This is a genomic window from Citrobacter sp. wls717 (assembly GCF_005280955.1).
Classification (GTDB): Bacteria; Pseudomonadota; Gammaproteobacteria; order Enterobacterales; family Enterobacteriaceae; genus Citrobacter; species Citrobacter werkmanii.
Map to the genome: position 1 here is coordinate 284537 of NZ_SZWW01000006.1, position 21554 is coordinate 306090.

The following is a 21554-nucleotide window of genomic DNA, read 5'->3' on the forward strand; positions in this document are numbered from 1 at the left end:
TGAGCTGCGTAATCAGGGCTGAGCGGCAGGTCGGACAATACAGGCGGTTGCGCTGAGAGTGCGTCGTGCTATCATCAGGGAAGATCGGTTACATCCCCCTAACAAGCTGTTTAAAGAGAATCACTATCATGACGGACAAATTGACCTCCCTTCGTCAGTTCACCACAGTAGTGGCCGACACCGGAGACATCGCGGCAATGAAGCTGTATCAGCCTCAGGATGCCACAACTAACCCTTCTCTCATTCTTAACGCAGCGCAGATCCCGGAATATCGCAAGCTGATTGATGACGCTGTAGCCTGGGCTAAGCAGCAGAGCAACGACCGCGCGCAGCAGGTCGTCGACGCGACCGACAAACTGGCGGTAAACATTGGTCTGGAGATCCTGAAACTGGTCCCGGGTCGCATTTCCACAGAAGTTGACGCTCGCCTGTCCTACGACACCGACGCATCCATCGCGAAAGCAAAACGTCTGATTAAACTGTACAACGATGCTGGCATCAGCAACGATCGCATTCTGATCAAACTGGCTTCAACCTGGCAGGGCATTCGTGCCGCTGAGCAGCTGGAAAAAGAAGGCATCAACTGTAACCTGACTCTGCTGTTCTCTTTCGCGCAGGCGCGCGCTTGTGCAGAAGCTGGCGTATACCTGATTTCTCCGTTCGTTGGTCGTATTCTTGACTGGTACAAAGCCAACACCGACAAGAAAGAGTATGCACCGGCAGAAGATCCGGGCGTGGTTTCCGTAACGGAAATCTACGAGTACTACAAACAGCACGGTTACGAAACCGTAGTTATGGGCGCGAGCTTCCGTAACATCGGTGAAATCATCGAGCTGGCGGGCTGCGATCGTCTGACGATTGCACCGGCGCTGCTGAAAGAGCTGGCGGAAAGCGAAGGCGCTATCGAACGTAAACTGTCCTTCTCTGGCGAAGTGAAAGCGCGTCCTGCACGTATCACTGAAGCTGAGTTCCTGTGGCAGCACAACCAGGATCCAATGGCTGTAGACAAACTGGCGGACGGTATCCGTAAGTTTGCTGTAGACCAGGGCAAACTGGAAAAAATGATCGGCGATCTGCTGTAATCATTTCGGCGTGGCCCTGACAGGGGTCACGCTACCTCTTCTGAAACCTGTCTGTCCTTCCTTTCGCAGTGTATCATTCTGTTTAACGAGACTGTTTAAACGGAATAATCATGAATACTTTACGCATTGGCCTGGTGTCCATTTCTGATCGTGCTTCCAGCGGCGTTTACCAGGATAAAGGTATCCCGGCCCTTGAAGAGTGGCTGGCATCAGCCCTAACAACCCCTTTTGAGCTGCAAACACGGCTGATCCCGGATGAACAGGCGATCATCGAACAAACCTTATGCGAGCTGGTTGATGAAATGAGCTGTCATCTGGTACTGACGACCGGCGGAACGGGGCCGGCACGTCGCGACGTAACGCCAGACGCTACGCTGGCCGTAGCCGACCGCCAGATGCCTGGTTTTGGTGAGCAAATGCGCCAGATAAGTCTGCACTTTGTGCCAACCGCAATCCTTTCCCGTCAGGTTGGCGTGATTCGCAAACAGGCGCTGATCCTGAATCTGCCTGGGCAGCCGAAATCGATCAAAGAAACGCTGGAAGGCGTGAAAGATGCCGATGGTAAGGTCATCGTGCCAGGCATTTTTGCAAGTGTACCGTATTGTATACAGCTGTTGGATGGACCTTATGTTGAGACTGCACCGTCAGTAGTAGCATCTTTTCGCCCTAAAAGCGCGATCCGCGATACAAACGCCTGAAAGTAGCCTGGTTGTGATATAAGTAACAATGAAGGTGGAGTATTGAATTGTTTACGATATAGTAATTTTTGATTTACATATATCGACAGACATATTCAATTACTCCACTGACTCATGGCTTGCTATGTCACAACACACTCGACCTCTGAATCGACAGGATTATAAAACCCTTACGCTTGCTGCCCTCGGCGGGGCGCTTGAGTTTTATGATTTCATTATCTTCGTCTTCTTTGCCGCGGTTGTTGGCGAACTTTTCTTCCCGGCCGATATCCCTGAATGGCTACGTCAGGTTCAAACCTTCGGCATTTTTGCCGCCGGATACCTGGCGCGTCCATTGGGCGGCATCATTATGGCGCATTTTGGCGACCTGGTCGGACGCAAGAAAATGTTTACCCTGAGCATTTTGCTGATGGCGATACCGACGCTGGCGATTGGCTTGTTGCCTACCTATGCCTCAATGGGGATCCTTGCGCCGTTACTGTTATTACTGATGCGCATTTTGCAGGGCGCAGCCATTGGGGGCGAAGTGCCGGGGGCGTGGGTGTTCGTGGCGGAACACGTACCGGAGCGTCGCATCGGTATCGCCTGCGGCACGCTGACTGCCGGACTTACTGTGGGGATTCTGTTGGGGTCGGTTGTTGCAACGCTGGTGAACACCAGCCTGACGCAGCAAGCGGTGCATGACTACGGCTGGCGTATTCCTTTCCTGCTGGGCGGCGTGTTTGGGCTGGTGGCGATGTATCTGCGCCGCTGGCTGCAGGAAACGCCCATCTTCCTCGAAATGCAGCAGCGTAAGGCGTTGGCGCAAGAGCTACCGGTAAAGTCGGTGGTGAGCAAACATAAAAAAGCGGTGGTCATTTCCATGCTGCTGACCTGGCTGTTATCGGCTGGGATCGTGGTGGTGATCCTGATGTCGCCAGTCTGGCTGCAGAAACAGTATGGCTTTGCGCCAGCATTGACATTACAAGCCAACAGTGTCGCGACCATTATGCTGTGCGTCGGTTGTCTGCTGGCCGGGTTTATTGTCGACCGGGTTGGCGCCAGCAAAACCTTTATTGTCGGTAGCCTGCTGCTGGCCTGTTCGAGCTGGTTTTTCTATCATCTGACCGGTAGCCATCCTCAGCATTTGTTCTTGTTGTATGGGCTGGTGGGCTTGTGCGTTGGCGTGGTGGGGGCTGTGCCTTATGTCATGGTACGAGCGTTTCCAGCGGAAGTCCGCTTTACCGGCATCTCGTTTTCTTACAACGTTTCGTACGCCATTTTTGGTGGTCTGACGCCAATCGCTGTGACGATGTTAATGAGCGTGTCGCCAATGGCTCCAGCCTGGTATGTACTGGCGTTATCGCTGGTGGGGTTAGGGCTGGGGATTTGGCTGCGACAGGATATTTATCATCGCGATACCAGCGTGCAGGGAGAGTTACAGCGCTTGTAAGGAATATCCCCCCGTCCGGGGGGATAGCGTCAGATTAGTGCGCTTCACCAATCGGCAGGATGGTACGGCCAAACTGTTCGTTCAGCACTTCGCCCATCGCCAGGTAAATGGCGCTTGCACCACACACTAAGCCAACCCAGCCGGCAACATGGATGATCGCTTCGTTACCTGCAATGTTGCCCACGGCCAGTAGCGCGAACAGCACCGTCAGGCTCAGGAAGACAAACTGCAGCGCACGCGCAGCTTTCAGCGTGCCGAAGAACATGAACAGTGTGAACACGCCCCACAGACCCAGGTATACGCCCAGGAACTGACCGTTGGTTGCATCCGCCAGGCCCATTTTCGGCATGATCAGGATCGCAACCAGCGTCAGCCAGAACGAGCCGTAGGAGGTAAAGGCGGTTAAACCGAAGGTGTTGCCTTTTTTATATTCCAGCAGCCCGGCAAAAATTTGCGCGATACCGCCGTAGAAAATGCCCATCGCCAGAATAATAACGTCAAAGGCGAAGAAACCCGCGTTATGCAGGTTAAGCAGAATGGTGGTCATGCCAAAGCCCATCAGGCCCAGCGGTGCCGGATTAGCCAACTTAGTGTTGCCCATAATTCCTCAAAATCATCATTGATTGAATGGTGAAATAGTTTCCCCGAATAACGATCACTGTCTTCGGGGCGCGGCATGATAATCAGGGGAGAGCGGACTGTCTATGATCTAACAAAGGGAAAATGAGTTATTTTCCCTGTGATGGACATCACGCTTGTGTGTTGTTGATCATTCTGCGCAGACAGGCGATTTGTAGCACCGCCGGAATCGTCACGCGATAGGCGCTGCCGCTCACCGCTTTAACCCCGTTTAAAGCCGCGCCGACCGGGCCGCCAAGCCCAGCGCCGCGTAGCAATCCATGCCCGATGACGCTAACTGCGGCATGGGTACGCAGGATCTGCGTAAGCTGACCGGAGAGCAAATGAGCAACGCCAGTCGCCAGATGGCGATCCTTCATTAATAGCGGCAGTAACTCTTCCAGTTCAGAGACTTTTGCCTCAACGGCCTGCAAAAATTCCTGCTTATGGTCCGCATCCATTTTTTGCCAGGCATTCCGTAGAAAGTGTTCCAGCAAATACTGTTCAATTTCATACGTGGGCATCGCTTTGTCGGCTTTAAGCTTCAGGCGCTTCGAAACATCCAGCAAAATCGCCCGATACAGCTTTCCATGGCCACGAAGTTTATTGGCAATGCTGTCGCCACCATAATGCTGAAGTTCGCCGGCGATCAGTTGCCAGTTGCGGCGGTGCTGTTCCGGGTGTCCTTCCATCGATTTAAATAATTCGTTGTGGCTCAGAACGCTCGACAGACGGGCTTTCCCTTTTTCATTATGCGTTAACAGGCGAGTAATCGTGGCGAGTTGTTCCTCACTGCAATGCTGCAGAAAGTCGAGGTCGTCGTCATGCAAATACGTGACATTCATGTTTTCTATGGCTTCTGAATAAAAGGGCGGAATTAGTCGTCGCCGATGACTTTAAGCGTCGCCATGTCAGAGGAGTTTACCGACTGGCCTGAAAAAGTGATTTTGGATACGCAGCGTTTATTGTCGTTGTCGCTATTAATATTGATCCAATTAGTGGTTTGTCCCTCTTTAATGGATGACGGGACGTTCAGGCTTTGGCTGGAGGTGCGCGCAGCTTTGAAGTAAACGGATGCGCCGTTAAGGTTAATATCGCCTCGATCGGCGGTGAGTTGAATACGCTTCACCACCCGACAAACGGGAATTTTGAGCGTGAGATCGTTAGTTGCGTTGCGGGGCATAGCAATCATCCCCAGAACTTTATGATCGTTAGCGTGAGCGGCGCTGCTCAACACCAGGCCCATAAGCAGGGTGGCGGAAAGGGTTAAAACGGATTTCATGAAATTTCTCTTTGACGGCTGCAAAAGTGCGTGGCTTCGCGCTAGTTTACCGCCGACAGAAAAACGATTCATTCACGTAATCTTTTCTTTTTATTACAATTTTTATGTGAATAACAGCGCTTTATTAATTGGCTTTATGAATTAATTTTGATTGGCGATTATTCATTTTTTGTAGTTTTGTGCCTTTTTTCGGCAAATTTATTGCTTCTGCGCTAAAAAAATTTTTCATGCCCCCCTTGATGAAGTGGGTTACGACCCCACTTAGTAGTCAACCGCAGTGGTGAGTCTGAAAAAAAACGATTCAGGGTAGTTGAAACCGCACGTTTCGCCCTTATTACAGATTCACAACCACATGATGACCGAATTTTTAGTGGAGACGTTTAGATGGGTAAAATTATTGGTATCGACCTGGGTACTACCAACTCTTGTGTAGCGATTATGGATGGCACTACTGCACGTGTGCTGGAGAACGCCGAGGGCGATCGCACCACGCCTTCTATCATTGCTTATACCCAGGATGGTGAAACTCTGGTTGGTCAGCCGGCTAAACGTCAGGCAGTGACAAACCCGCAAAACACCCTGTTTGCGATTAAACGCCTGATTGGCCGCCGCTTCCAGGACGAAGAAGTACAGCGTGATGAAGCCATCATGCCGTACAAAATCATCGGTGCTGACAACGGTGATGCATGGATTGACGTAAAAGGTCAGAAAATGGCACCGCCGCAGATCTCTGCAGAAGTGCTGAAGAAAATGAAGAAAACGGCTGAAGATTACCTGGGTGAACCGGTAACTGAAGCGGTTATCACCGTACCTGCATACTTTAACGATGCTCAGCGTCAGGCAACCAAAGACGCCGGCCGTATCGCAGGTCTGGAAGTAAAACGTATCATCAACGAACCAACCGCAGCTGCACTGGCTTACGGTCTGGATAAAGAAGTTGGCAACCGTACTATCGCGGTTTATGACCTCGGCGGTGGTACTTTCGATATCTCTATTATCGAAATCGACGAAGTTGACGGCGAAAAAACCTTCGAAGTTCTGGCAACCAACGGTGATACCCACTTGGGTGGTGAAGACTTCGACAGCCGCATGATCAACTACCTGGTTGACGAGTTTAAGAAAGATCAGGGTATCGACCTGCGTAATGACCCGTTGGCGATGCAGCGTCTGAAAGAAGCCGCTGAGAAAGCGAAGATCGAGCTGTCTTCCGCTCAGCAGACCGACGTGAACCTGCCGTACATCACTGCAGACGCGACTGGTCCGAAACACATGAACATCAAAGTGACCCGTGCGAAACTGGAAAGCCTGGTTGAAGACCTGGTTAACCGTTCTATCGAGCCGCTGAAAGTTGCTCTGCAGGACGCTGGCCTGTCTGTTTCTGATATCAACGACGTTATTCTCGTTGGTGGTCAGACGCGTATGCCGATGGTGCAGAAGAAAGTTGCTGAATTCTTCGGTAAAGAGCCGCGTAAAGACGTTAACCCGGACGAAGCCGTGGCAATCGGTGCTGCCGTTCAGGGTGGTGTATTGACGGGTGATGTGAAAGACGTACTGCTGCTGGACGTTACCCCGCTGTCTCTGGGTATCGAAACCATGGGCGGCGTGATGACGCCACTGATCGCGAAAAACACCACCATCCCGACCAAGCACAGCCAGGTGTTCTCTACCGCTGAAGACAACCAGTCTGCGGTAACCATCCATGTGCTGCAGGGTGAACGTAAACGTGCAGCCGATAACAAAGATCTGGGTCAGTTTAACCTGGATGGTATCAGCCCGGCTCCGCGCGGTATGCCGCAGATCGAAGTTACCTTCGATATCGATGCCGACGGTATCCTGCACGTTTCCGCGAAAGACAAAAACAGCGGTAAAGAGCAGAAGATCACCATCAAGGCTTCTTCTGGTCTGAACGAAGAAGAAATTCAGAAAATGGTTCGCGAAGCAGAAGCGAACGCAGAATCTGACCGTAAGTTCGAAGAGCTGGTTCAGACTCGTAACCAAGGCGACCATCTGCTGCACAGCACTCGTAAGCAGGTTGAAGAAGCAGGCGACAAGCTGCCGGCTGACGACAAAACTGCCATTGAGTCTGCACTGACCGCGCTGGAAACGTCTCTGAAAGGCGAAGACAAAGCGGATATCGAAGCGAAAATGCAGGCGCTGGCTCAGGTTTCCCAGAAACTGATGGAAATCGCTCAGCAGCAGCACGCACAGCAGCAGGCTGGTGCAGCAGGCGCTGATGCTTCTGCAAACAATGCGAAAGATGACGACGTTGTCGACGCTGAGTTTGAAGAAGTGAAAGACAAAAAATAATCGCCCTGATGCAGGGTAGTTAATCGGCACGGGCGTAGAGGTTTCCTCTTCGCCCGTGCTTGTATGTTAAGGGGCTTAAAAAAACCAATGGCAAAGCAAGACTATTACGAGATTTTAGGCGTTTCCAAATCAGCGGAAGAGCGTGAAATCAAAAAGGCCTACAAGCGCCTGGCCATGAAATATCACCCGGATCGCAACCAGGGTGATAAAGAGGCTGAAGCCAAGTTTAAAGAGATCAAAGAAGCGTACGAGATCCTGACCGATGCGCAAAAACGCGCGGCTTACGATCAGTACGGTCATGCCGCGTTTGAGCAAGGCGGCATGGGCGGCGGCGGTTTTGGCGGCGGGGCTGACTTCAGCGATATCTTTGGTGACGTGTTTGGCGATATCTTTGGCGGCGGTCGTGGTCGTCAGCGCGCCTCACGTGGTGCTGATTTACGTTACAACATGGATCTCACTCTGGAAGAAGCCGTGCGTGGCGTCACCAAAGAGATCCGTATTCCGACGCTGGAAGAGTGTGACGTCTGCCATGGCAGCGGCGCGAAGTCAGGTACTCAGCCGCAAACCTGTCCAACCTGTCACGGTTCCGGCCAGGTGCAGATGCGCCAGGGCTTTTTTGCCGTACAGCAGACCTGTCCACATTGTCAGGGTCGCGGTACGCTGATCAAAGATCCGTGCAACAAATGTCACGGTCATGGTCGCGTTGAGAAAAGCAAAACGCTGTCCGTTAAAATCCCGGCAGGCGTTGATACCGGCGACCGTATTCGTTTAGCGGGTGAAGGTGAAGCCGGTGAGCATGGCGCGCCAGCAGGCGATTTATACGTTCAGGTGCAGGTAAAACAGCACCCAATTTTTGAGCGTGAAGGTAATAACCTGTACTGCGAAGTACCGATTAACTTTGCGATGGCAGCGCTGGGCGGCGAGATTGAAGTCCCGACGCTGGACGGTCGCGTGAAGTTGAAGATTCCGGGCGAGACGCAGACCGGCAAACTGTTCCGCATGCGTGGAAAGGGCGTCAAGTCTGTACGCGGTGGCGCTCAGGGCGATCTGCTGTGTCGTGTCGTTGTTGAAACCCCTGTGGGTCTGAACGACAAGCAGAAGCAGTTGCTGAAAGACCTGCAGGACAGTTTTGGCGGCCCGACCGGTGAGCAAAACAGCCCGCGCTCCAAAAGCTTCTTCGACGGCGTGAAGAAGTTCTTTGACGATTTGACGCGCTGATTCTTTCGACTCAATATTTGATAAAAAGCCTGGGACTGAAAAGTTTCAGGCTTTTTTATTTCTGTTTTCCGTTCGGAAAATCTTTTTTAATTTCAGTCTATTTGTTCGTAAAAACCGATCTATCTATCATGAATAATCTAATTTTAACGAGCTTTTTGAGGGTGTAAGATAGTATTTACGAAGTATTCACCCAATAGAGAGAATAAAAGTGAAACATCTGCATCGTTTTTTTAGTAGTGACGCCTCGGGGGGCATCATCCTGATCATCGCAGCCGTCATCGCTATGTTGATGGCAAATATCGGGGTCACCAGTGGATGGTACCATGCCTTTCTGGAAACGCCCGTTCAACTGCGGGTTGGCGCGCTTGAGATCAACAAAAATATGCTGCTGTGGATCAACGACGCGTTGATGGCGGTATTCTTCTTGTTGATTGGTCTGGAGGTAAAACGCGAGTTAATGCAAGGCTCGCTGGCCAGTCTGCGTCAGGCGGCATTTCCGATCATTGCCGCTATCGGGGGGATGATTGTCCCGGCGCTGCTGTATCTGGCATTCAACTATGCTGACCCTATTACCCGTGAAGGGTGGGCGATCCCGGCTGCAACGGATATCGCTTTTGCATTAGGCGTGCTGGCACTGTTGGGCAGTCGTGTTCCATTGGCGCTGAAAATCTTCCTCATGGCGTTGGCGATTATCGATGATCTTGGCGCTATCGTGATCATCGCGCTGTTCTACACCAGCGATCTCTCGCTGCTGTCGCTGGGCGTTGCCGCGTGTGCCATTCTCGTCCTGGCGGCCTTGAATCTGTGTGGCGTGAGACGTACCGGGATTTATATTCTGGTGGGTGTGGTGCTGTGGACGGCAGTCCTGAAGTCCGGCGTGCATGCGACGCTGGCGGGCGTGATCGTCGGTTTCTTCATTCCGTTAAAGGAAAAACACGGACGTTCACCGGCAAAGCGTCTGGAGCATGTTTTGCATCCGTGGGTGGCATACCTGATCCTGCCGCTGTTTGCCTTCGCTAACGCGGGTGTTTCACTGCAGGGTGTCACCATTGATGGGCTGACCTCCGTATTACCGCTGGGGATTATTGCAGGTCTGTTGATCGGTAAACCGCTGGGTATCAGCCTGTTTTGCTGGCTGGCGTTACGCTTAAAGCTGGCGCAATTACCTGAAGGAACGAATTTCCAGCAGATCATGGCGGTCGGGATTCTGTGCGGTATTGGCTTTACGATGTCGATTTTCATCGCCAGCCTGGCGTTTGGTAATGTCGATCCTGAGCTGATTAACTGGGCGAAACTGGGGATCCTGATTGGCTCCTTGCTGTCGGCGGTAATTGGTTATTGCTGGTTACGCACCCGGTTAAACGCATCCGCCTGACAGGATAACCCTTTCGTGACAATTTTCAGGGAGAGAGTATGTCTCATATAAATTACAACCACCTGTATTACTTTTGGCATGTCTATAAAGAAGGTTCGGTGGTTGGTGCAGCAGAAGCGCTTTATCTGACACCGCAGACCATTACCGGGCAGATCAAAGCGCTTGAAGAACGTTTACAAGGAAAGTTGTTCAAGCGGAAGGGGCGTGGGCTGGAGCCAAGCGAGTTAGGCGAGTTAGTCTTTCGTTATGCGGATAAAATGTTCACGTTAAGCCAGGAAATGCTGGATATCGTGAACTACCGCAAAGAGTCTAACTTGCTGTTTGATGTCGGCGTGGCGGATGCGCTATCCAAACAGTTGGTCAGCCGTGTGTTGAATGCCGCGGTGGTGGAAGATGAACAAATCCATCTGCGCTGTTTTGAATCAACGCACGAGATGCTGCTGGATCAACTCAGTCAGCATAAGCTGGATATGATTATCTCTGACTGTCCGATTGATTCTACGCAACAGGAAGGGTTGTTCTCGGTGCGCATAGGCGAATGCGGCGTAAGTTTTTGGTGCACCCAGCCTTTGCCTGAGAAGCCGTTTCCGGCCTGTCTGGAAGAGCGCAGATTGCTGATCCCTGGACGTCGTTCGATGCTCGGTCGTAAGCTGTTGAACTGGATTAACTCACAAGGCTTGAATGTTGAAATCCTCGGCGAATTTGATGACGCAGCACTGATGAAAGCTTTTGGTGCAACGCATAACGCTATTTTCGTTGCTCCGACGCTCTATTCGAACAATTTCTATGCCGACGATTCAATTGTGGAGATTGGGCGCGTGGAGAATGTGATGGAGGAATATCACGCTATATTTGCGGAAAGAATGATCCAGCATCCGGCGGTGCAGCGTATTTGTAATGCGGACTACTCGGCGCTCTTTACGCCAATGAACAAATGACAGCCATAAAAAAACCCGCTTGCGCGGGTTTTTTCACAAAGCGACAACAAGCAGGCGATTAAGCCAGTTTGTTGATCTGTGCAGTCAGGTTTGCTTTATGACGTGCAGCTTTGTTTTTGTGGATCAGACCTTTAGCAGCCTGACGGTCCACGAGTGGTTGCATTTCGTTAAATGCTTTCAGTGCAGTAGCTTTGTCGCCAGCTTCGATAGCTGCGTATACTTTCTTGATGAAAGTACGCATCATAGAGCGACGGCTAGCGTTGTGCTTGCGGGCCTTTTCAGACTGAACGGCGCGCTTCTTAGCTGATTTGATATTAGCCAAGGTCCAACTCCCAAATGTGTTCTATATGGACAATTCAAAGGCCGAGGAATATGCCCTTTTAGCCTTCTTTTGTCAATGGATTTGTGCAAATAAGCGCCGTTTAAATTGCAGCACTCGTTGCGTAGTGATGGCGCAGGATTCTACCAGCTTGCGTGGCGTGAATACAGCTTTTCCACGAGAAAAATTGCATTGGATTGCCCGTTAAGGTCTGCAATTTGTTTCATAACAATGAAAACCATCCTCTTTCTGTTTCGGAGAAACAATCGCCGGTTAACCTTGACCGCGGTACAGGGTATACTTTCACGATTTTCACTGTTTTGAGCCAGACATGAAGCTGATACGAGGCATACATAATCTCAGTCAGGCCCCGCATGGGTGTGTGCTGACTATTGGTAATTTCGACGGCGTGCACCGTGGCCACCGTGCGTTGCTGCAGGGCTTACGGGAAGAAGGGCGCAAACGCAATTTGCCGGTGATGGTGATGATTTTCGAGCCACAGCCATTAGAGCTGTTTGCAACGGACAAGTCACCTGCGCGCCTTACTCGCCTGCGAGAAAAACTGCGTTATCTGGCGGAGTGTGGCGTAGATTACGTATTGTGCGTGCGTTTTGACAGGCGCTTCGCGGCATTAACGGCGCAGACTTTTATCAGCGATCTGCTGGTTAAGCGCCTTGGTGTACAATTTCTTGCCGTGGGCGATGATTTCCGCTTTGGCGCTAGCCGTGCGGGCGATTTCTTGTTATTACAGGAAGCGGGCGCTGAGTATGGTTTTGATATCACCAGTACCCAAACCTTCTGTGAAGGCGGTGTTCGTATCAGCAGCACCGCGGTACGTCAGGCGCTGGCTGAAGATAACCTGCAGTTGGCCGAAAGCCTGCTTGGGCACCCTTTTACCATCTCAGGACGGGTGGTGCATGGTGACGAGTTAGGACGCACCATTGGCTTTCCGACGGCAAACTTACCGCTTCGTCGCCAGGTTTCTCCGGTGAAAGGGGTTTATGCGGTTGAAGTTATGGGGCTGGGTGACAAACCTTTTCCCGGTGTTGCCAACATCGGCACCCGCCCGACGGTAGCCGGCGTACGTCAGCAGTTGGAAGTGCATCTACTGGACGTTGTAATGGACCTCTATGGTCGCCATATAGATGTAGTGCTGCGTAAAAAAATTCGCAGCGAGCAGCGATTTGCTTCGCTGGATGAACTAAAAGCGCAGATTGCGCGTGATGAGTTGACTGCCCGCGATTTTTTTGGGCTAACAAAACCGGCTTAATGCCTATACGAGTTTTAAATACGGAACCGAGAATCTGATGAGTGACTATAAATCAACCCTGAATTTGCCGGAAACAGGGTTCCCGATGCGCGGCGATCTCGCCAAGCGTGAACCGGGAATGCTGGCGCGTTGGACTGATGATGACCTGTACGGCATCATTCGTGCGGCCAAAAAAGGCAAAAAAACCTTCATTCTGCATGATGGCCCTCCTTATGCGAATGGCAGCATTCATATTGGTCACTCGGTTAACAAGATTCTGAAAGACATTATCGTGAAGTCCAAAGGACTCACGGGCTATGACTCGCCTTACGTTCCGGGCTGGGACTGCCACGGTCTGCCGATCGAGTTGAAAGTAGAGCAGGAATATGGCAAACCGGGCGAGAAGTTCACCGCCGCTGAGTTCCGCGCTAAATGCCGTGAATACGCTGCTACACAGGTTGACGGTCAGCGTAAAGACTTTATCCGTCTTGGCGTGCTGGGCGACTGGTCGCATCCGTACCTGACCATGGACTTCAAAACCGAAGCCAACATCATTCGCGCGCTGGGTAAAATCATCGGCAACGGTCACCTGCATAAGGGTGCGAAGCCGGTGCACTGGTGCGTTGACTGCCGTTCCGCGCTGGCGGAAGCGGAAGTTGAGTATTATGACAAAACCTCCCCGTCCATCGACGTGGCGTTCCACGCCGCCGATCAGGACGCGGTGAAAGCGAAATTTGCCGTTTCTGACGTTAACGGCCCGATCTCGCTGGTTATCTGGACCACCACCCCGTGGACGTTGCCGGCGAACCGCGCGATCTCCCTGGCGCCTGATTTTGACTATGCGCTGGTGCAGATCGACGGCCAGGCCGTGATTCTGGCGAAAGATCTGGTTGAAAGCGTCATGCAGCGCATTGGCGCGGCTGACTACACCATTCTGGGCACCGTTAAAGGCGCAGAGCTGGAACTGTTGCGCTTTACCCACCCGTTTATGGGTTTTGACGTACCGGCGATTCTGGGCGATCACGTCACGCTGGATGCGGGTACCGGGGCGGTACATACCGCGCCTGGCCACGGCCCGGACGACTATGTCATCGGTCAAAAATACGGTCTGGAAGTGGCGAACCCGGTGGGTCCGGACGGCGCTTATCTGGCGGGCACCTACCCGACCCTGGACGGTGTGAACGTCTTTAAAGCCAACGATATTGTTGTCGCTCTGCTGAGCGAAAAAGGCGCGTTGCTGCACGTCGAGAAGATGCAGCATAGCTATCCGTGCTGCTGGCGCCACAAAACGCCGATCATCTTCCGGGCGACCCCGCAGTGGTTCGTGAGCATGGATCAGAAAGGCCTGCGCGCGCAGTCCCTGAAAGAGATCAAAGGCGTGCAGTGGATCCCTGACTGGGGCCAGGCGCGTATCGAATCCATGGTTGCCAACCGTCCTGACTGGTGTATCTCCCGTCAGCGTACGTGGGGTGTGCCGATGTCTCTGTTCGTTCACAAAGACACCGAAGAGTTGCATCCGCGCGCTATCGAACTGATGGAAGAAGTGGCTAAACGCGTTGAAATTGATGGCATCCAGGCGTGGTGGGATCTCGATCCGAAAGATATCCTCGGCGACGAAGCTGACCAATATGTCAAAGTCCCGGATACGCTGGACGTTTGGTTTGACTCTGGTTCCACCCACTCATCTGTCGTAGACGTGCGTCCTGAATTTGCCGGTCACGCAGCGGATATGTATCTGGAAGGCTCTGACCAGCACCGTGGCTGGTTCATGTCATCTCTGATGATCTCCACCGCGATGAAAGGCAAAGCGCCGTATCGCCAGGTACTGACTCACGGTTTCACCGTGGATGGTCAGGGCCGTAAGATGTCCAAGTCTATCGGTAACACCGTTTCTCCGCAGGACGTGATGAACAAACTCGGCGCGGATATTTTGCGTCTGTGGGTGGCGTCTACCGACTACACCGGTGAAATGGCGGTTTCTGACGAAATTCTGAAACGTGCTGCCGACAGCTATCGTCGTATCCGTAACACCGCACGCTTCCTGCTGGCGAACCTGAACGGGTTCGATCCGGTAAAAGACATGGTGAAACCGGAAGAGATGGTGGTGCTGGACAGGTGGGCGGTTGGCTGTGCGCAAGCGGCACAGGAAGAGATCCTGAAAGCTTACGAAGCCTATGACTTCCACGAAGTAGTGCAGCGCCTGATGCGTTTCTGCTCCGTCGAAATGGGTTCGTTCTACCTCGACATCATCAAAGACCGCCAGTACACCGCAAAAGCGGAAAGCCGGGCGCGTCGTAGCTGCCAGACTGCGCTGTTCCATATCGCAGAAGCGTTGGTTCGCTGGATGGCGCCGATCATGTCCTTCACCGCGGATGAAATCTGGGGTTACCTGCCGGGCGAACGTGAAAAATACGTCTTTACCGGTGAATGGTACGAAGGCCTGTTTGGCTTAGGTGAAACCGAAGCGATGAACGATACCTTCTGGGACGAGCTGCTGAAAGTACGCGGCGAAGTGAACAAGGTCATCGAGCAGGCGCGTGCGGATAAGAAAGTCGGTGGTTCTCTGGAAGCGGCAGTCACCCTGTACGCTGAACCCGAACTGGCGGCGAAATTGACCGCGCTCGGCGAAGAGTTGCGCTTTGTGCTGCTGACCTCTGGTGCGAGCGTTGCGGAGTTTGCCGAGGCGCCAGCTGATGCTCAGCAGAGCGAATTGCTTAAAGGTCTGAAAATCGTACTGAGCAAAGCCGAAGGTGAGAAGTGCCCGCGCTGCTGGCATTACACTACCGACGTCGGCCAGGTGGCGGAACATGCAGATATCTGCGGACGCTGTGTCAGCAACATCGCCGGTGATGGCGAACAACGTAAGTTTGCCTGATGAGTAAGCCTCTTTGTTCAACAGGGCTACGCTGGCTGTGGCTGGTGGTAGTCGTGCTGATTATCGATTTAGGCAGCAAGTACCTGATCCTCCAGAATTTTGCTCTGGGGGATACGGTATCGCTGTTCCCGTCGCTTAATCTGCACTACGCGCGAAACTATGGCGCGGCGTTTAGCTTCTTAGCCGACAGCGGCGGCTGGCAACGTTGGTTTTTTGCCGGTATCGCTATTGGTATCTGCGTCATCCTGATGGTGATGATGTATCGCTCGAAGGCGACGCAGAAGCTGAACAACATCGCGTATGCGTTAATCATTGGCGGTGCGCTGGGCAATCTGTTCGATCGCCTGTGGCACGGCTTCGTGGTTGATATGATTGACTTTTACGTTGGCGACTGGCATTTCGCGACATTCAATCTGGCTGATACGGCAATCTGTATCGGCGCGGCATTGATTGTTCTCGAAGGCTTCTTACCGTCGAAAGAGAAAAAAGCCGCATAAAAAAATGCCGGATGGCGCTATGCTAATCCGGCTTACAATCTATCGCGAACCTTGTAGGCCCGGTAAGCGTAGCGCCACCGGGCAAACAGGCGGCAGCAATTTTAAAGAGCAACCTGCATGTCTAAATCAGTACAGAGTAACAGTGCGGTGCTGGTGCACTTCACCCTTAAGCTCGACGATGGCTCCACCGCAGAGTCAACCCGCAATAACGGCAAGCCTGCGCTGTTTCGCCTGGGCGATGGTTCTCTGTCTGAAGGACTGGAACAACACCTGCTGGGGCTAAAAGAGGGTGATAAAACCACTTTTTCCCTGGAGCCGGATGCCGCCTTTGGCGTGCCAAGCCCGGACTTGATTCAGTATTTCTCGCGTCGGGAATTTATGGACGCGGGCGAGCCAGAAATTGGCGCTATCATGCTCTTTACCACAATGGACGGCAGTGAGATGCCTGGCGTGATTCGTGAAATCAACGGTGACTCGATCACGGTTGATTTCAACCATCCGCTGGCCGGGCATACCGTTCATTTTGATATTGAAGTGCTGGAAGTCGAACCAGTACTGGAGGCGTAAAATGCAGATCCTGTTGGCTAACCCGCGCGGTTTTTGCGCTGGCGTAGACCGCGCTATCAGCATTGTAGAAAACGCGCTGGCTATTTATGGCGCGCCGATTTATGTCCGTCATGAGGTGGTGCATAACCGCTATGTGGTGGATAGCCTGCGCGAGCGCGGCGCTATTTTTATTGAGCAAATCAGTGAAGTGCCTGACGGCGCGATCCTGATCTTCTCCGCCCACGGTGTCTCTCAGGCGGTACGTAACGAAGCCAAAGGTCGTGATCTCACGGTTTTCGACGCCACCTGTCCGTTAGTCACCAAAGTGCATATGGAAGTGGCGCGCGCCAGCCGTCGTGGTGAAGAGTCAATTCTGATTGGTCACGCCGGACACCCGGAAGTCGAAGGCACGATGGGCCAGTACAGTAACCCACAGGGGGGGATGTATCTGGTTGAATCACCGGAAGATGTACTGAAACTGACCGTGAAGAATGAAGGTAAATTGTCCTTCATGACACAGACCACGCTTTCCGTTGACGACACTTCTGACGTCATTGACGCGCTGCGCCAACGCTTCCCGAAAATTGTCGGGCCGCGCAAAGACGATATCTGTTATGCCACCACCAACCGTCAGGAAGCGGTTCGCGCGCTGGCGGAACAGGCTGATGTGGTGCTGGTGGTCGGCTCGAAAAACTCCTCTAACTCTAACCGTCTGGCTGAACTGGCCCAGAGAATGGGGAAAGCGGCGTATTTGATTGACGATGCGACCGACATCCAGGAAGCGTGGGTAAAAGACGCTAAGTGCGTAGGCGTGACGGCCGGAGCCTCGGCGCCGGATATCCTGGTGCAAAACGTGATCGCTCGCCTGCAGGAACTTGGCGGTGGAGAGGCTATCCCACTGGAAGGCCGTGAAGAAAATATTGTTTTCGAAGTGCCCAAAGAGCTGCGTGTGGATGTTCGTGAAGTAGAGTAAGTCTTTCACGATACGATTATGAGAAGATGCCAGACTTAACGTCTGGCATTTTTTATGGAGAAACCATGCGCTTACCGATCATTCTTGATACCGATCCCGGCATTGATGATGCCGCCGCTATTGCCGCCGCGCTGTTTGCCCCTGAGCTGGATCTGCAACTCATGACCACGGTAGCAGGCAATGTTTCGGTGGAAAAAACCACCCGCAATGCGTTGCAACTGCTGCACTTCTGGAGCGCGGATATTCCGCTGGCGCAGGGGGCATCCATGCCGCTGGTGCGACCGCTGCGTGACGCCGCTTCCGTCCACGGTGAGTCCGGTATGGAGGGGTATGAATTTGTCGAACATGACCGTCAGGTAATGGCAAAACCTGCCTTCCAGGCGATTCGCGATGCGCTGATGCATGCCCCACAGCCCGTGACGCTGGTGGCGATTGGTCCGCTGACCAACATTGCGCTGCTGCTGACCCATTATCCTGAATGCATATTCAATATTCACCGTCTGGTGATTATGGGCGGCTCAGCCGGGCGCGGGAACTTTACGCCAAATGCCGAATTTAATATTGCTATCGATCCCGAGGCCGCCGCGAAAGTTTTCCAGAGCGGGCTGGAGATCGTGATGTGTGGGCTGGATGTCACTAATCAGGCCATGCTGACGCCGGAGTATCTGGCGACGCTTCCCGCGCTCAATAAGACCGGCAGTATGCTGCACGCACTATTTAGCCATTACCGCAGCGGCAGTATGAATACAGGACTGCGGATGCATGATCTGTGCGCGATTGCCTGGCTGGTGCGCCCGGAACTCTTTACCCTGCAGCCGTGCTTCGTGGCGGTGGAAACTCAGGGGGAATATACCTCGGGTACCACGGTGGTGGATATTGAAGGGCGTTTGGGGCATCCGGCAAATGCCCAGGTTGCACTGGATCTTGACGTTGAGGGGTTCCAGCAGTGGGTGGCAGAGGTGCTGGCGCTGGCGCCTTGAGGCTGTGATCCGGCCCGCAATATGCAGACAGAATTAGCAGGTTAATCGATTAATCTGCTAATCTTATTCTGTTGTTCTCCTCGGGCCGGAGACACATATGAACCTTTCTTTTATCCAGCCACCGCAGGTGGCGTGGGCAAGCGGCGCATTAGCCGATGGCCCATTATTGCGTAAATCCACCCGCATTCAGGATCTTACTGACGTTTTTGCCGATGAAAAGGCCCGCCAGCAACTGTCAGGCGAGCAGGTCGTATATGACGTTGAGATGCTGGATTCGTCCCCCGCAGAAGGCGAACTCTACACCGGCGTTACCCATCTTTATCCTGGCCGGATCGGCTGCGAGTATTTTATGACCCGTGGGCATTTCCATGCGCGTCGCGAACAGGGTGAGGTTTATTTTGGTCTGCGCGGCACGGGTTTACTGCTGTTGCAACCTGAGCAGGGCGAGGCGCGACTGGAAAAGGTATTTGCCGGATCCGTCCACATTATCCCCGGCTTTACCGCACACCGGTTAATTAATACTGGGGAAGAAATTCTGTCGGCGCTCGCCGTATGGCCTGGGATTGCAGGCCATGATTATGCGGCGCTGTCCAGGGGGTTCAGAATAAGAGTCTTTGAGGAAAATAAGACGATTCAGGCGAAGGAGGTACAGAATGGCTGATTTAGCACATTCTTACGGCCTGGATATGAGGGTTCATCACCATCCGCTTGGCTTTAGCTATGGGGATGAGGTCACAGGGCCGATGCCGGAGATTCGCCGACTCGATCACATTCGCCCCTCACTGCGCGATCCGCATTGTGACGGGCCGGAAGAAGTGTATGCCATTGCAATGGATGTGGCACGAATGCAGGATCGCGAAGAGCTGAAAAAGCGGATGTTGTTGTTTGGCGTGGTGACTTATGCGGCGGGGCAGTTGGGGGAAGAGCCGGTGCGTAGCCAGGGGCATATTCATCGTATCAGCCAGCACAGCGGCTGGTCCCCGCCGGAGCTTTACGAAATCTGGCAGGGAAAAGCGATAATCTATATGCAGGAGTATGTCGAGGACGATCCCGGGCGTTGTTTTGCTGTGATTGCCGGCCCCGGTGAAAAAGTGCTGGTTCCGCCCGGTTGGGGGCATGCGACTATATCCGCAGACCCGAATGTACCGTTAACTTTTGGCGCGTGGTGCGATCGTGAATATGGTTTTGAGTACGAGGCCGTTCGTGCGCATAAAGGGTTGGCGTGGTACCCGTTATTACAGGGCAACCATGTTATCTGGCAGCATAATTCGCGGTACATTCCCGGAAGATTACACGCCGTTACGCCCCGACAATATACGGAATTCTCGATTACTTCCGCCCCTGTTTACCAGCAATTTATCGAGGACCCGGCGCGTTTTCAATTTATCTCACGCCCGGATAAATGTGCTGAGTTGTGGCAAAACTTCCATCCATAAAGAGCCGGGGCCATAGCCCCGGTACTGGTTTTGCCTGGCCTACAAACTGAAAAACTCGGTACAGTACAGTAGGCCGGATAAGCGTATGCGCCATCCGGCAAATGACAGGCACTACCCTGCAAACAGGCCTGTCGCAACGCCGAGCGCCGCCAGTATCAACAGTAAAATCATCGCTTTTACTGGCGACACACCACGCTTGGCCATCAGATACCAGGTGCCCAATACAACAATCAGCGGCAATAGCTGCGGGAAGATTCCGTCCAGCATCTGTTGCACATGAATATTTACCCCATCCTTGGTGATAAATTCCAGCCCGGTGCCAAGTTTAACGTAGCTCGCCGCTACGCCACCCATAACAAACACACCCAACAATGATAACGCTTCACGCAGGCGGGCAGATTTACTGCTCACCAGCATTTCCACCGAACCGGACCCCATTTTGTAGCCTTTGAGGAACAAAAACCATGAGCCAGGAATAATGATTGCCAGCCAGGCGACGGTATAAAACAGCGGTCCCAGAATGTTACCGCCAGCCGCCAGGGCCATACCGATACTGAGCAGGATTGGGATCAGCATGCCCGGGATCATCGAATCGCCGATCCCGGCTATAGGGCCCATCAGTCCAACCTTCAGGGTATTGATCGTTTCCCCATCGATCGGCTCACCGTTCGCTTTTTTCTCTTCCAGCCCCAGCACCATGCCATTTACGATCGCGCCTATCTGCGGCTCCGTATTATAAAACGAGGCGTGACGGCGCAGCATTTCAGTACGTTGGGCGGCGTCGGGATAGAGCTTTTTCGCCACCGGGAGCATACTCAGGCAAAAGCCAAAAGATTCCAGACGTTCAAAGCTCATGGATGACAAGTTGTGCATCATCCATGCACGCCAGCAGCGGCGAAGATCTTTACGCGTAAGTGTACGTTCTTCCATCAGAATTCATCCTCATCATCAACGACCGACTGTGCATGCGTAGTCTGTGGCGGTTCTGGTTTGTAGTTGTAATGGATCAACGCCAACAGCGAACCGACGATCACCAGCGCGACCATGTTGAGTTTTAAAAAGACGATGCAGACAAAACCGACGAGAAAGTAGATCAGCATGGTGTAGTTTTTGATGATCTGCTTAAGCAAAATCGCGATCCCGACGGCGGGTAAAATGCCGCCCAGTACGTTCATCGTCGACAGGACAATTTTCGGTAAACTGTCCATGAAACCGCTGATGTACTGCGCTCCAAAGTAGACCGCAATGAAGGTTGGTACAAAACGCAGGACAAAGTTTGTCACCTGCGGCCAGATAGCGCTGTTCAGGTAAATGCCGCGTTCATCGCCCCGTTCCAGCGCCACGTCGGCCCGGTGATTCCAGAAGGAGTTCAGTACCATCATCGCGTTAAATAAAATGGTCCCGGCAATACCGATGGTTGCCGCCAGCGCGACCGCCACCTCTGGGCCTTTTCCCGAAAGGATCCCTAAAGCAATTGCCGGGTAAGCAACAAAGTTGAGGTCAGCCGGCATGGAGCCGCCGGGCGTTACCATCGCGATATAGACCGCCTGAACCGCGACGCCAATCATGATCCCGGTTTTAATGTCGCCAAGGATAATCCCGACCAACATTCCGGAAATCAGCGGACGGGTGATCAGATACCAGCCGCCAGTGAGTCCCAGCATCCAGGGGCTGCTGAGGGCGCCGAGATAGCAAAGTATGCCAATCAACGTAGCTTCGATAATCATCG

The 21554-nt window shown here is 52.9% G+C and carries 22 protein-coding genes; 16 read left to right on the plus strand and 6 right to left on the minus strand.

Features of this window, described 5'->3' with window-relative positions:
- Window positions 1-128: 128 nt before the first annotated feature.
- The 3 genes from tal to FDX09_RS03770 all read left to right on the plus strand — a co-directional run bounded on the left by tal (window position 129) and on the right by FDX09_RS03770 (window position 3212).
- Window positions 129-1082, plus strand: a complete 954-nt coding sequence (gene tal, locus FDX09_RS03760) for a transaldolase (protein WP_005124064.1) — start codon at window positions 129-131, stop codon at window positions 1080-1082.
- Window positions 1083-1192: 110 nt separating this feature from the next.
- Complete coding sequence (gene mog, locus FDX09_RS03765) at window positions 1193-1780, plus strand: molybdopterin adenylyltransferase (RefSeq protein WP_044699039.1); 588 nt, start codon at window positions 1193-1195, stop codon at window positions 1778-1780.
- A 124-nt stretch (window positions 1781-1904) separates the two neighbouring features.
- Window positions 1905-3212 carry an MFS transporter gene (locus FDX09_RS03770; protein WP_003829746.1) on the plus strand — a complete coding sequence of 436 codons (1308 nt, stop codon included), beginning with the start codon at window positions 1905-1907 and terminating at the stop codon, window positions 3210-3212.
- Between the two features lie 34 nt (window positions 3213-3246).
- Here FDX09_RS03770 and satP read toward each other — a convergent pair whose 3' ends face one another.
- The 3 genes from satP to FDX09_RS03785 form a co-directional block, all read right to left on the minus strand.
- Window positions 3247-3813, minus strand: coding sequence for an acetate uptake transporter (satP, locus tag FDX09_RS03775; protein ID WP_006686623.1), 567 nt, complete (start codon window positions 3811-3813; stop codon window positions 3247-3249).
- Window positions 3814-3961: 148 nt separating this feature from the next.
- Window positions 3962-4675 (minus strand): acidic protein MsyB, encoded by a 714-nt coding sequence (msyB, locus tag FDX09_RS03780; protein ID WP_038637060.1) that lies wholly within the window; start codon window positions 4673-4675, stop codon window positions 3962-3964.
- Window positions 4676-4707: 32 nt separating this feature from the next.
- On the minus strand, window positions 4708-5112 hold the full coding sequence (locus FDX09_RS03785) for a DUF2541 family protein (RefSeq protein WP_137346818.1): 405 nt from the start codon (window positions 5110-5112) through the stop codon (window positions 4708-4710).
- A 384-nt stretch (window positions 5113-5496) separates the two neighbouring features.
- On the opposite strand from FDX09_RS03785, the gene dnaK reads away from it, so the two are divergent.
- From dnaK to nhaR, 4 genes are all read left to right on the plus strand, one after another.
- Window positions 5497-7419 (plus strand): molecular chaperone DnaK, encoded by a 1923-nt coding sequence (gene dnaK, locus FDX09_RS03790; RefSeq protein ID WP_038637064.1) that lies wholly within the window; start codon window positions 5497-5499, stop codon window positions 7417-7419.
- Window positions 7420-7506: 87 nt separating this feature from the next.
- Window positions 7507-8637 carry a molecular chaperone DnaJ gene (gene dnaJ, locus FDX09_RS03795; RefSeq protein WP_137346819.1) on the plus strand — a complete coding sequence of 377 codons (1131 nt, stop codon included), beginning with the start codon at window positions 7507-7509 and terminating at the stop codon, window positions 8635-8637.
- 208 nt (window positions 8638-8845) lie between these two features.
- Window positions 8846-10012, plus strand: a complete 1167-nt coding sequence (gene nhaA, locus FDX09_RS03800) for a Na+/H+ antiporter NhaA (protein ID WP_038637066.1) — start codon at window positions 8846-8848, stop codon at window positions 10010-10012.
- A gap of 38 nt (window positions 10013-10050) precedes the next feature.
- Window positions 10051-10950: a transcriptional activator NhaR gene (gene nhaR / locus FDX09_RS03805; protein ID WP_038637068.1), complete on the plus strand. Its 900-nt coding sequence runs from the start codon at window positions 10051-10053 to the stop codon at window positions 10948-10950.
- Window positions 10951-11008: 58 nt separating this feature from the next.
- Here the strand turns inward: nhaR and rpsT are convergent, their stop codons facing one another.
- On the minus strand, window positions 11009-11272 hold the full coding sequence (gene rpsT / locus FDX09_RS03810) for a 30S ribosomal protein S20 (RefSeq protein ID WP_038637070.1): 264 nt from the start codon (window positions 11270-11272) through the stop codon (window positions 11009-11011).
- 105 nt (window positions 11273-11377) lie between these two features.
- Here rpsT and FDX09_RS23820 point away from each other — a divergent pair, with 105 nt between their 5' ends.
- The 9 genes from FDX09_RS23820 to FDX09_RS03855 all read left to right on the plus strand — a co-directional run bounded on the left by FDX09_RS23820 (window position 11378) and on the right by FDX09_RS03855 (window position 19825).
- Window positions 11378-11593, plus strand: a complete 216-nt coding sequence (locus FDX09_RS23820; RefSeq protein WP_071888087.1) for a DUF2575 family protein — start codon at window positions 11378-11380, stop codon at window positions 11591-11593.
- Between the two features lie 7 nt (window positions 11594-11600).
- Entirely contained in the window at window positions 11601-12539 is a 939-nt protein-coding gene (gene ribF / locus FDX09_RS03820) for a bifunctional riboflavin kinase/FAD synthetase (RefSeq protein ID WP_038637072.1), read from the plus strand.
- A gap of 37 nt (window positions 12540-12576) precedes the next feature.
- On the plus strand, window positions 12577-15393 hold the full coding sequence (gene ileS / locus FDX09_RS03825; protein ID WP_069324086.1) for an isoleucine--tRNA ligase: 2817 nt from the start codon (window positions 12577-12579) through the stop codon (window positions 15391-15393).
- Window positions 15393-15890 carry a signal peptidase II gene (lspA, locus tag FDX09_RS03830; RefSeq protein WP_003018932.1) on the plus strand — a complete coding sequence of 166 codons (498 nt, stop codon included), beginning with the start codon at window positions 15393-15395 and terminating at the stop codon, window positions 15888-15890. Before ileS ends, lspA begins: the two co-directional genes overlap by 1 nt.
- Before the next feature lie 117 nt (window positions 15891-16007).
- Complete coding sequence (fkpB, locus tag FDX09_RS03835) at window positions 16008-16457, plus strand: FKBP-type peptidyl-prolyl cis-trans isomerase (protein ID WP_137346820.1); 450 nt, start codon at window positions 16008-16010, stop codon at window positions 16455-16457.
- A gap of 1 nt (window position 16458) precedes the next feature.
- A complete protein-coding gene (ispH, locus tag FDX09_RS03840) occupies window positions 16459-17409 on the plus strand; it encodes a 4-hydroxy-3-methylbut-2-enyl diphosphate reductase (protein WP_038637079.1) in 951 nt (316 codons plus the stop codon).
- 65 nt (window positions 17410-17474) lie between these two features.
- Complete coding sequence (rihC, locus tag FDX09_RS03845; RefSeq protein ID WP_137346821.1) at window positions 17475-18389, plus strand: ribonucleoside hydrolase RihC; 915 nt, start codon at window positions 17475-17477, stop codon at window positions 18387-18389.
- Window positions 18390-18486: 97 nt separating this feature from the next.
- Entirely contained in the window at window positions 18487-19050 is a 564-nt protein-coding gene (locus FDX09_RS03850; protein WP_137346822.1) for a glucose-6-phosphate isomerase family protein, read from the plus strand.
- Window positions 19043-19825, plus strand: a complete 783-nt coding sequence (locus tag FDX09_RS03855; RefSeq protein ID WP_085048339.1) for a glucose-6-phosphate isomerase family protein — start codon at window positions 19043-19045, stop codon at window positions 19823-19825. Before FDX09_RS03850 ends, FDX09_RS03855 begins: the two co-directional genes overlap by 8 nt.
- A 111-nt stretch (window positions 19826-19936) precedes the next feature.
- On the opposite strand, the gene FDX09_RS03860 is transcribed toward FDX09_RS03855, so the two are convergent.
- Entirely contained in the window at window positions 19937-20755 is an 819-nt protein-coding gene (locus FDX09_RS03860) for a PTS system mannose/fructose/sorbose family transporter subunit IID (protein WP_016151643.1), read from the minus strand.
- Window positions 20755-21552, minus strand: coding sequence for a PTS sugar transporter subunit IIC (locus tag FDX09_RS03865; protein ID WP_085048338.1), 798 nt, complete (start codon window positions 21550-21552; stop codon window positions 20755-20757). The genes FDX09_RS03860 and FDX09_RS03865 overlap by 1 nt, the downstream gene beginning before the upstream one ends.
- Window positions 21553-21554: the final 2 nt, after the last annotated feature.

What these genes read in the sequence shown, in the direction of transcription:
- dnaK (WP_038637064.1), top strand. Translation starts at nt 5,497, where the DNA reads ATGGGTAAAATTATTGGTATCGACCTGGGTACTACCAACTCTTGTGTA.
- tal (WP_005124064.1), top strand. Translation starts at nt 129, where the DNA reads ATGACGGACAAATTGACCTCCCTTCGTCAGTTCACCACAGTAGTGGCC.
- ileS (WP_069324086.1), top strand. Translation starts at nt 12,577, where the DNA reads ATGAGTGACTATAAATCAACCCTGAATTTGCCGGAAACAGGGTTCCCG.
- msyB (WP_038637060.1), bottom strand. Translation starts at nt 4,675, where the DNA reads ATGAATGTCACGTATTTGCATGACGACGACCTCGACTTTCTGCAGCAT.
- fkpB (WP_137346820.1), top strand. Translation starts at nt 16,008, where the DNA reads ATGTCTAAATCAGTACAGAGTAACAGTGCGGTGCTGGTGCACTTCACC.
- nhaR (WP_038637068.1), top strand. Translation starts at nt 10,051, where the DNA reads ATGTCTCATATAAATTACAACCACCTGTATTACTTTTGGCATGTCTAT.
- ribF (WP_038637072.1), top strand. Translation starts at nt 11,601, where the DNA reads ATGAAGCTGATACGAGGCATACATAATCTCAGTCAGGCCCCGCATGGG.
- FDX09_RS03785 (WP_137346818.1), bottom strand. Translation starts at nt 5,112, where the DNA reads ATGAAATCCGTTTTAACCCTTTCCGCCACCCTGCTTATGGGCCTGGTG.
- mog (WP_044699039.1), top strand. Translation starts at nt 1,193, where the DNA reads ATGAATACTTTACGCATTGGCCTGGTGTCCATTTCTGATCGTGCTTCC.
- FDX09_RS03860 (WP_016151643.1), bottom strand. Translation starts at nt 20,755, where the DNA reads ATGGAAGAACGTACACTTACGCGTAAAGATCTTCGCCGCTGCTGGCGT.
- ispH (WP_038637079.1), top strand. Translation starts at nt 16,459, where the DNA reads ATGCAGATCCTGTTGGCTAACCCGCGCGGTTTTTGCGCTGGCGTAGAC.
- dnaJ (WP_137346819.1), top strand. Translation starts at nt 7,507, where the DNA reads ATGGCAAAGCAAGACTATTACGAGATTTTAGGCGTTTCCAAATCAGCG.
- satP (WP_006686623.1), bottom strand. Translation starts at nt 3,813, where the DNA reads ATGGGCAACACTAAGTTGGCTAATCCGGCACCGCTGGGCCTGATGGGC.
- lspA (WP_003018932.1), top strand. Translation starts at nt 15,393, where the DNA reads ATGAGTAAGCCTCTTTGTTCAACAGGGCTACGCTGGCTGTGGCTGGTG.
- FDX09_RS03850 (WP_137346822.1), top strand. Translation starts at nt 18,487, where the DNA reads ATGAACCTTTCTTTTATCCAGCCACCGCAGGTGGCGTGGGCAAGCGGC.
- rihC (WP_137346821.1), top strand. Translation starts at nt 17,475, where the DNA reads ATGCGCTTACCGATCATTCTTGATACCGATCCCGGCATTGATGATGCC.
- FDX09_RS03865 (WP_085048338.1), bottom strand. Translation starts at nt 21,552, where the DNA reads ATGATTATCGAAGCTACGTTGATTGGCATACTTTGCTATCTCGGCGCC.
- FDX09_RS03770 (WP_003829746.1), top strand. Translation starts at nt 1,905, where the DNA reads ATGTCACAACACACTCGACCTCTGAATCGACAGGATTATAAAACCCTT.
- FDX09_RS03855 (WP_085048339.1), top strand. Translation starts at nt 19,043, where the DNA reads ATGGCTGATTTAGCACATTCTTACGGCCTGGATATGAGGGTTCATCAC.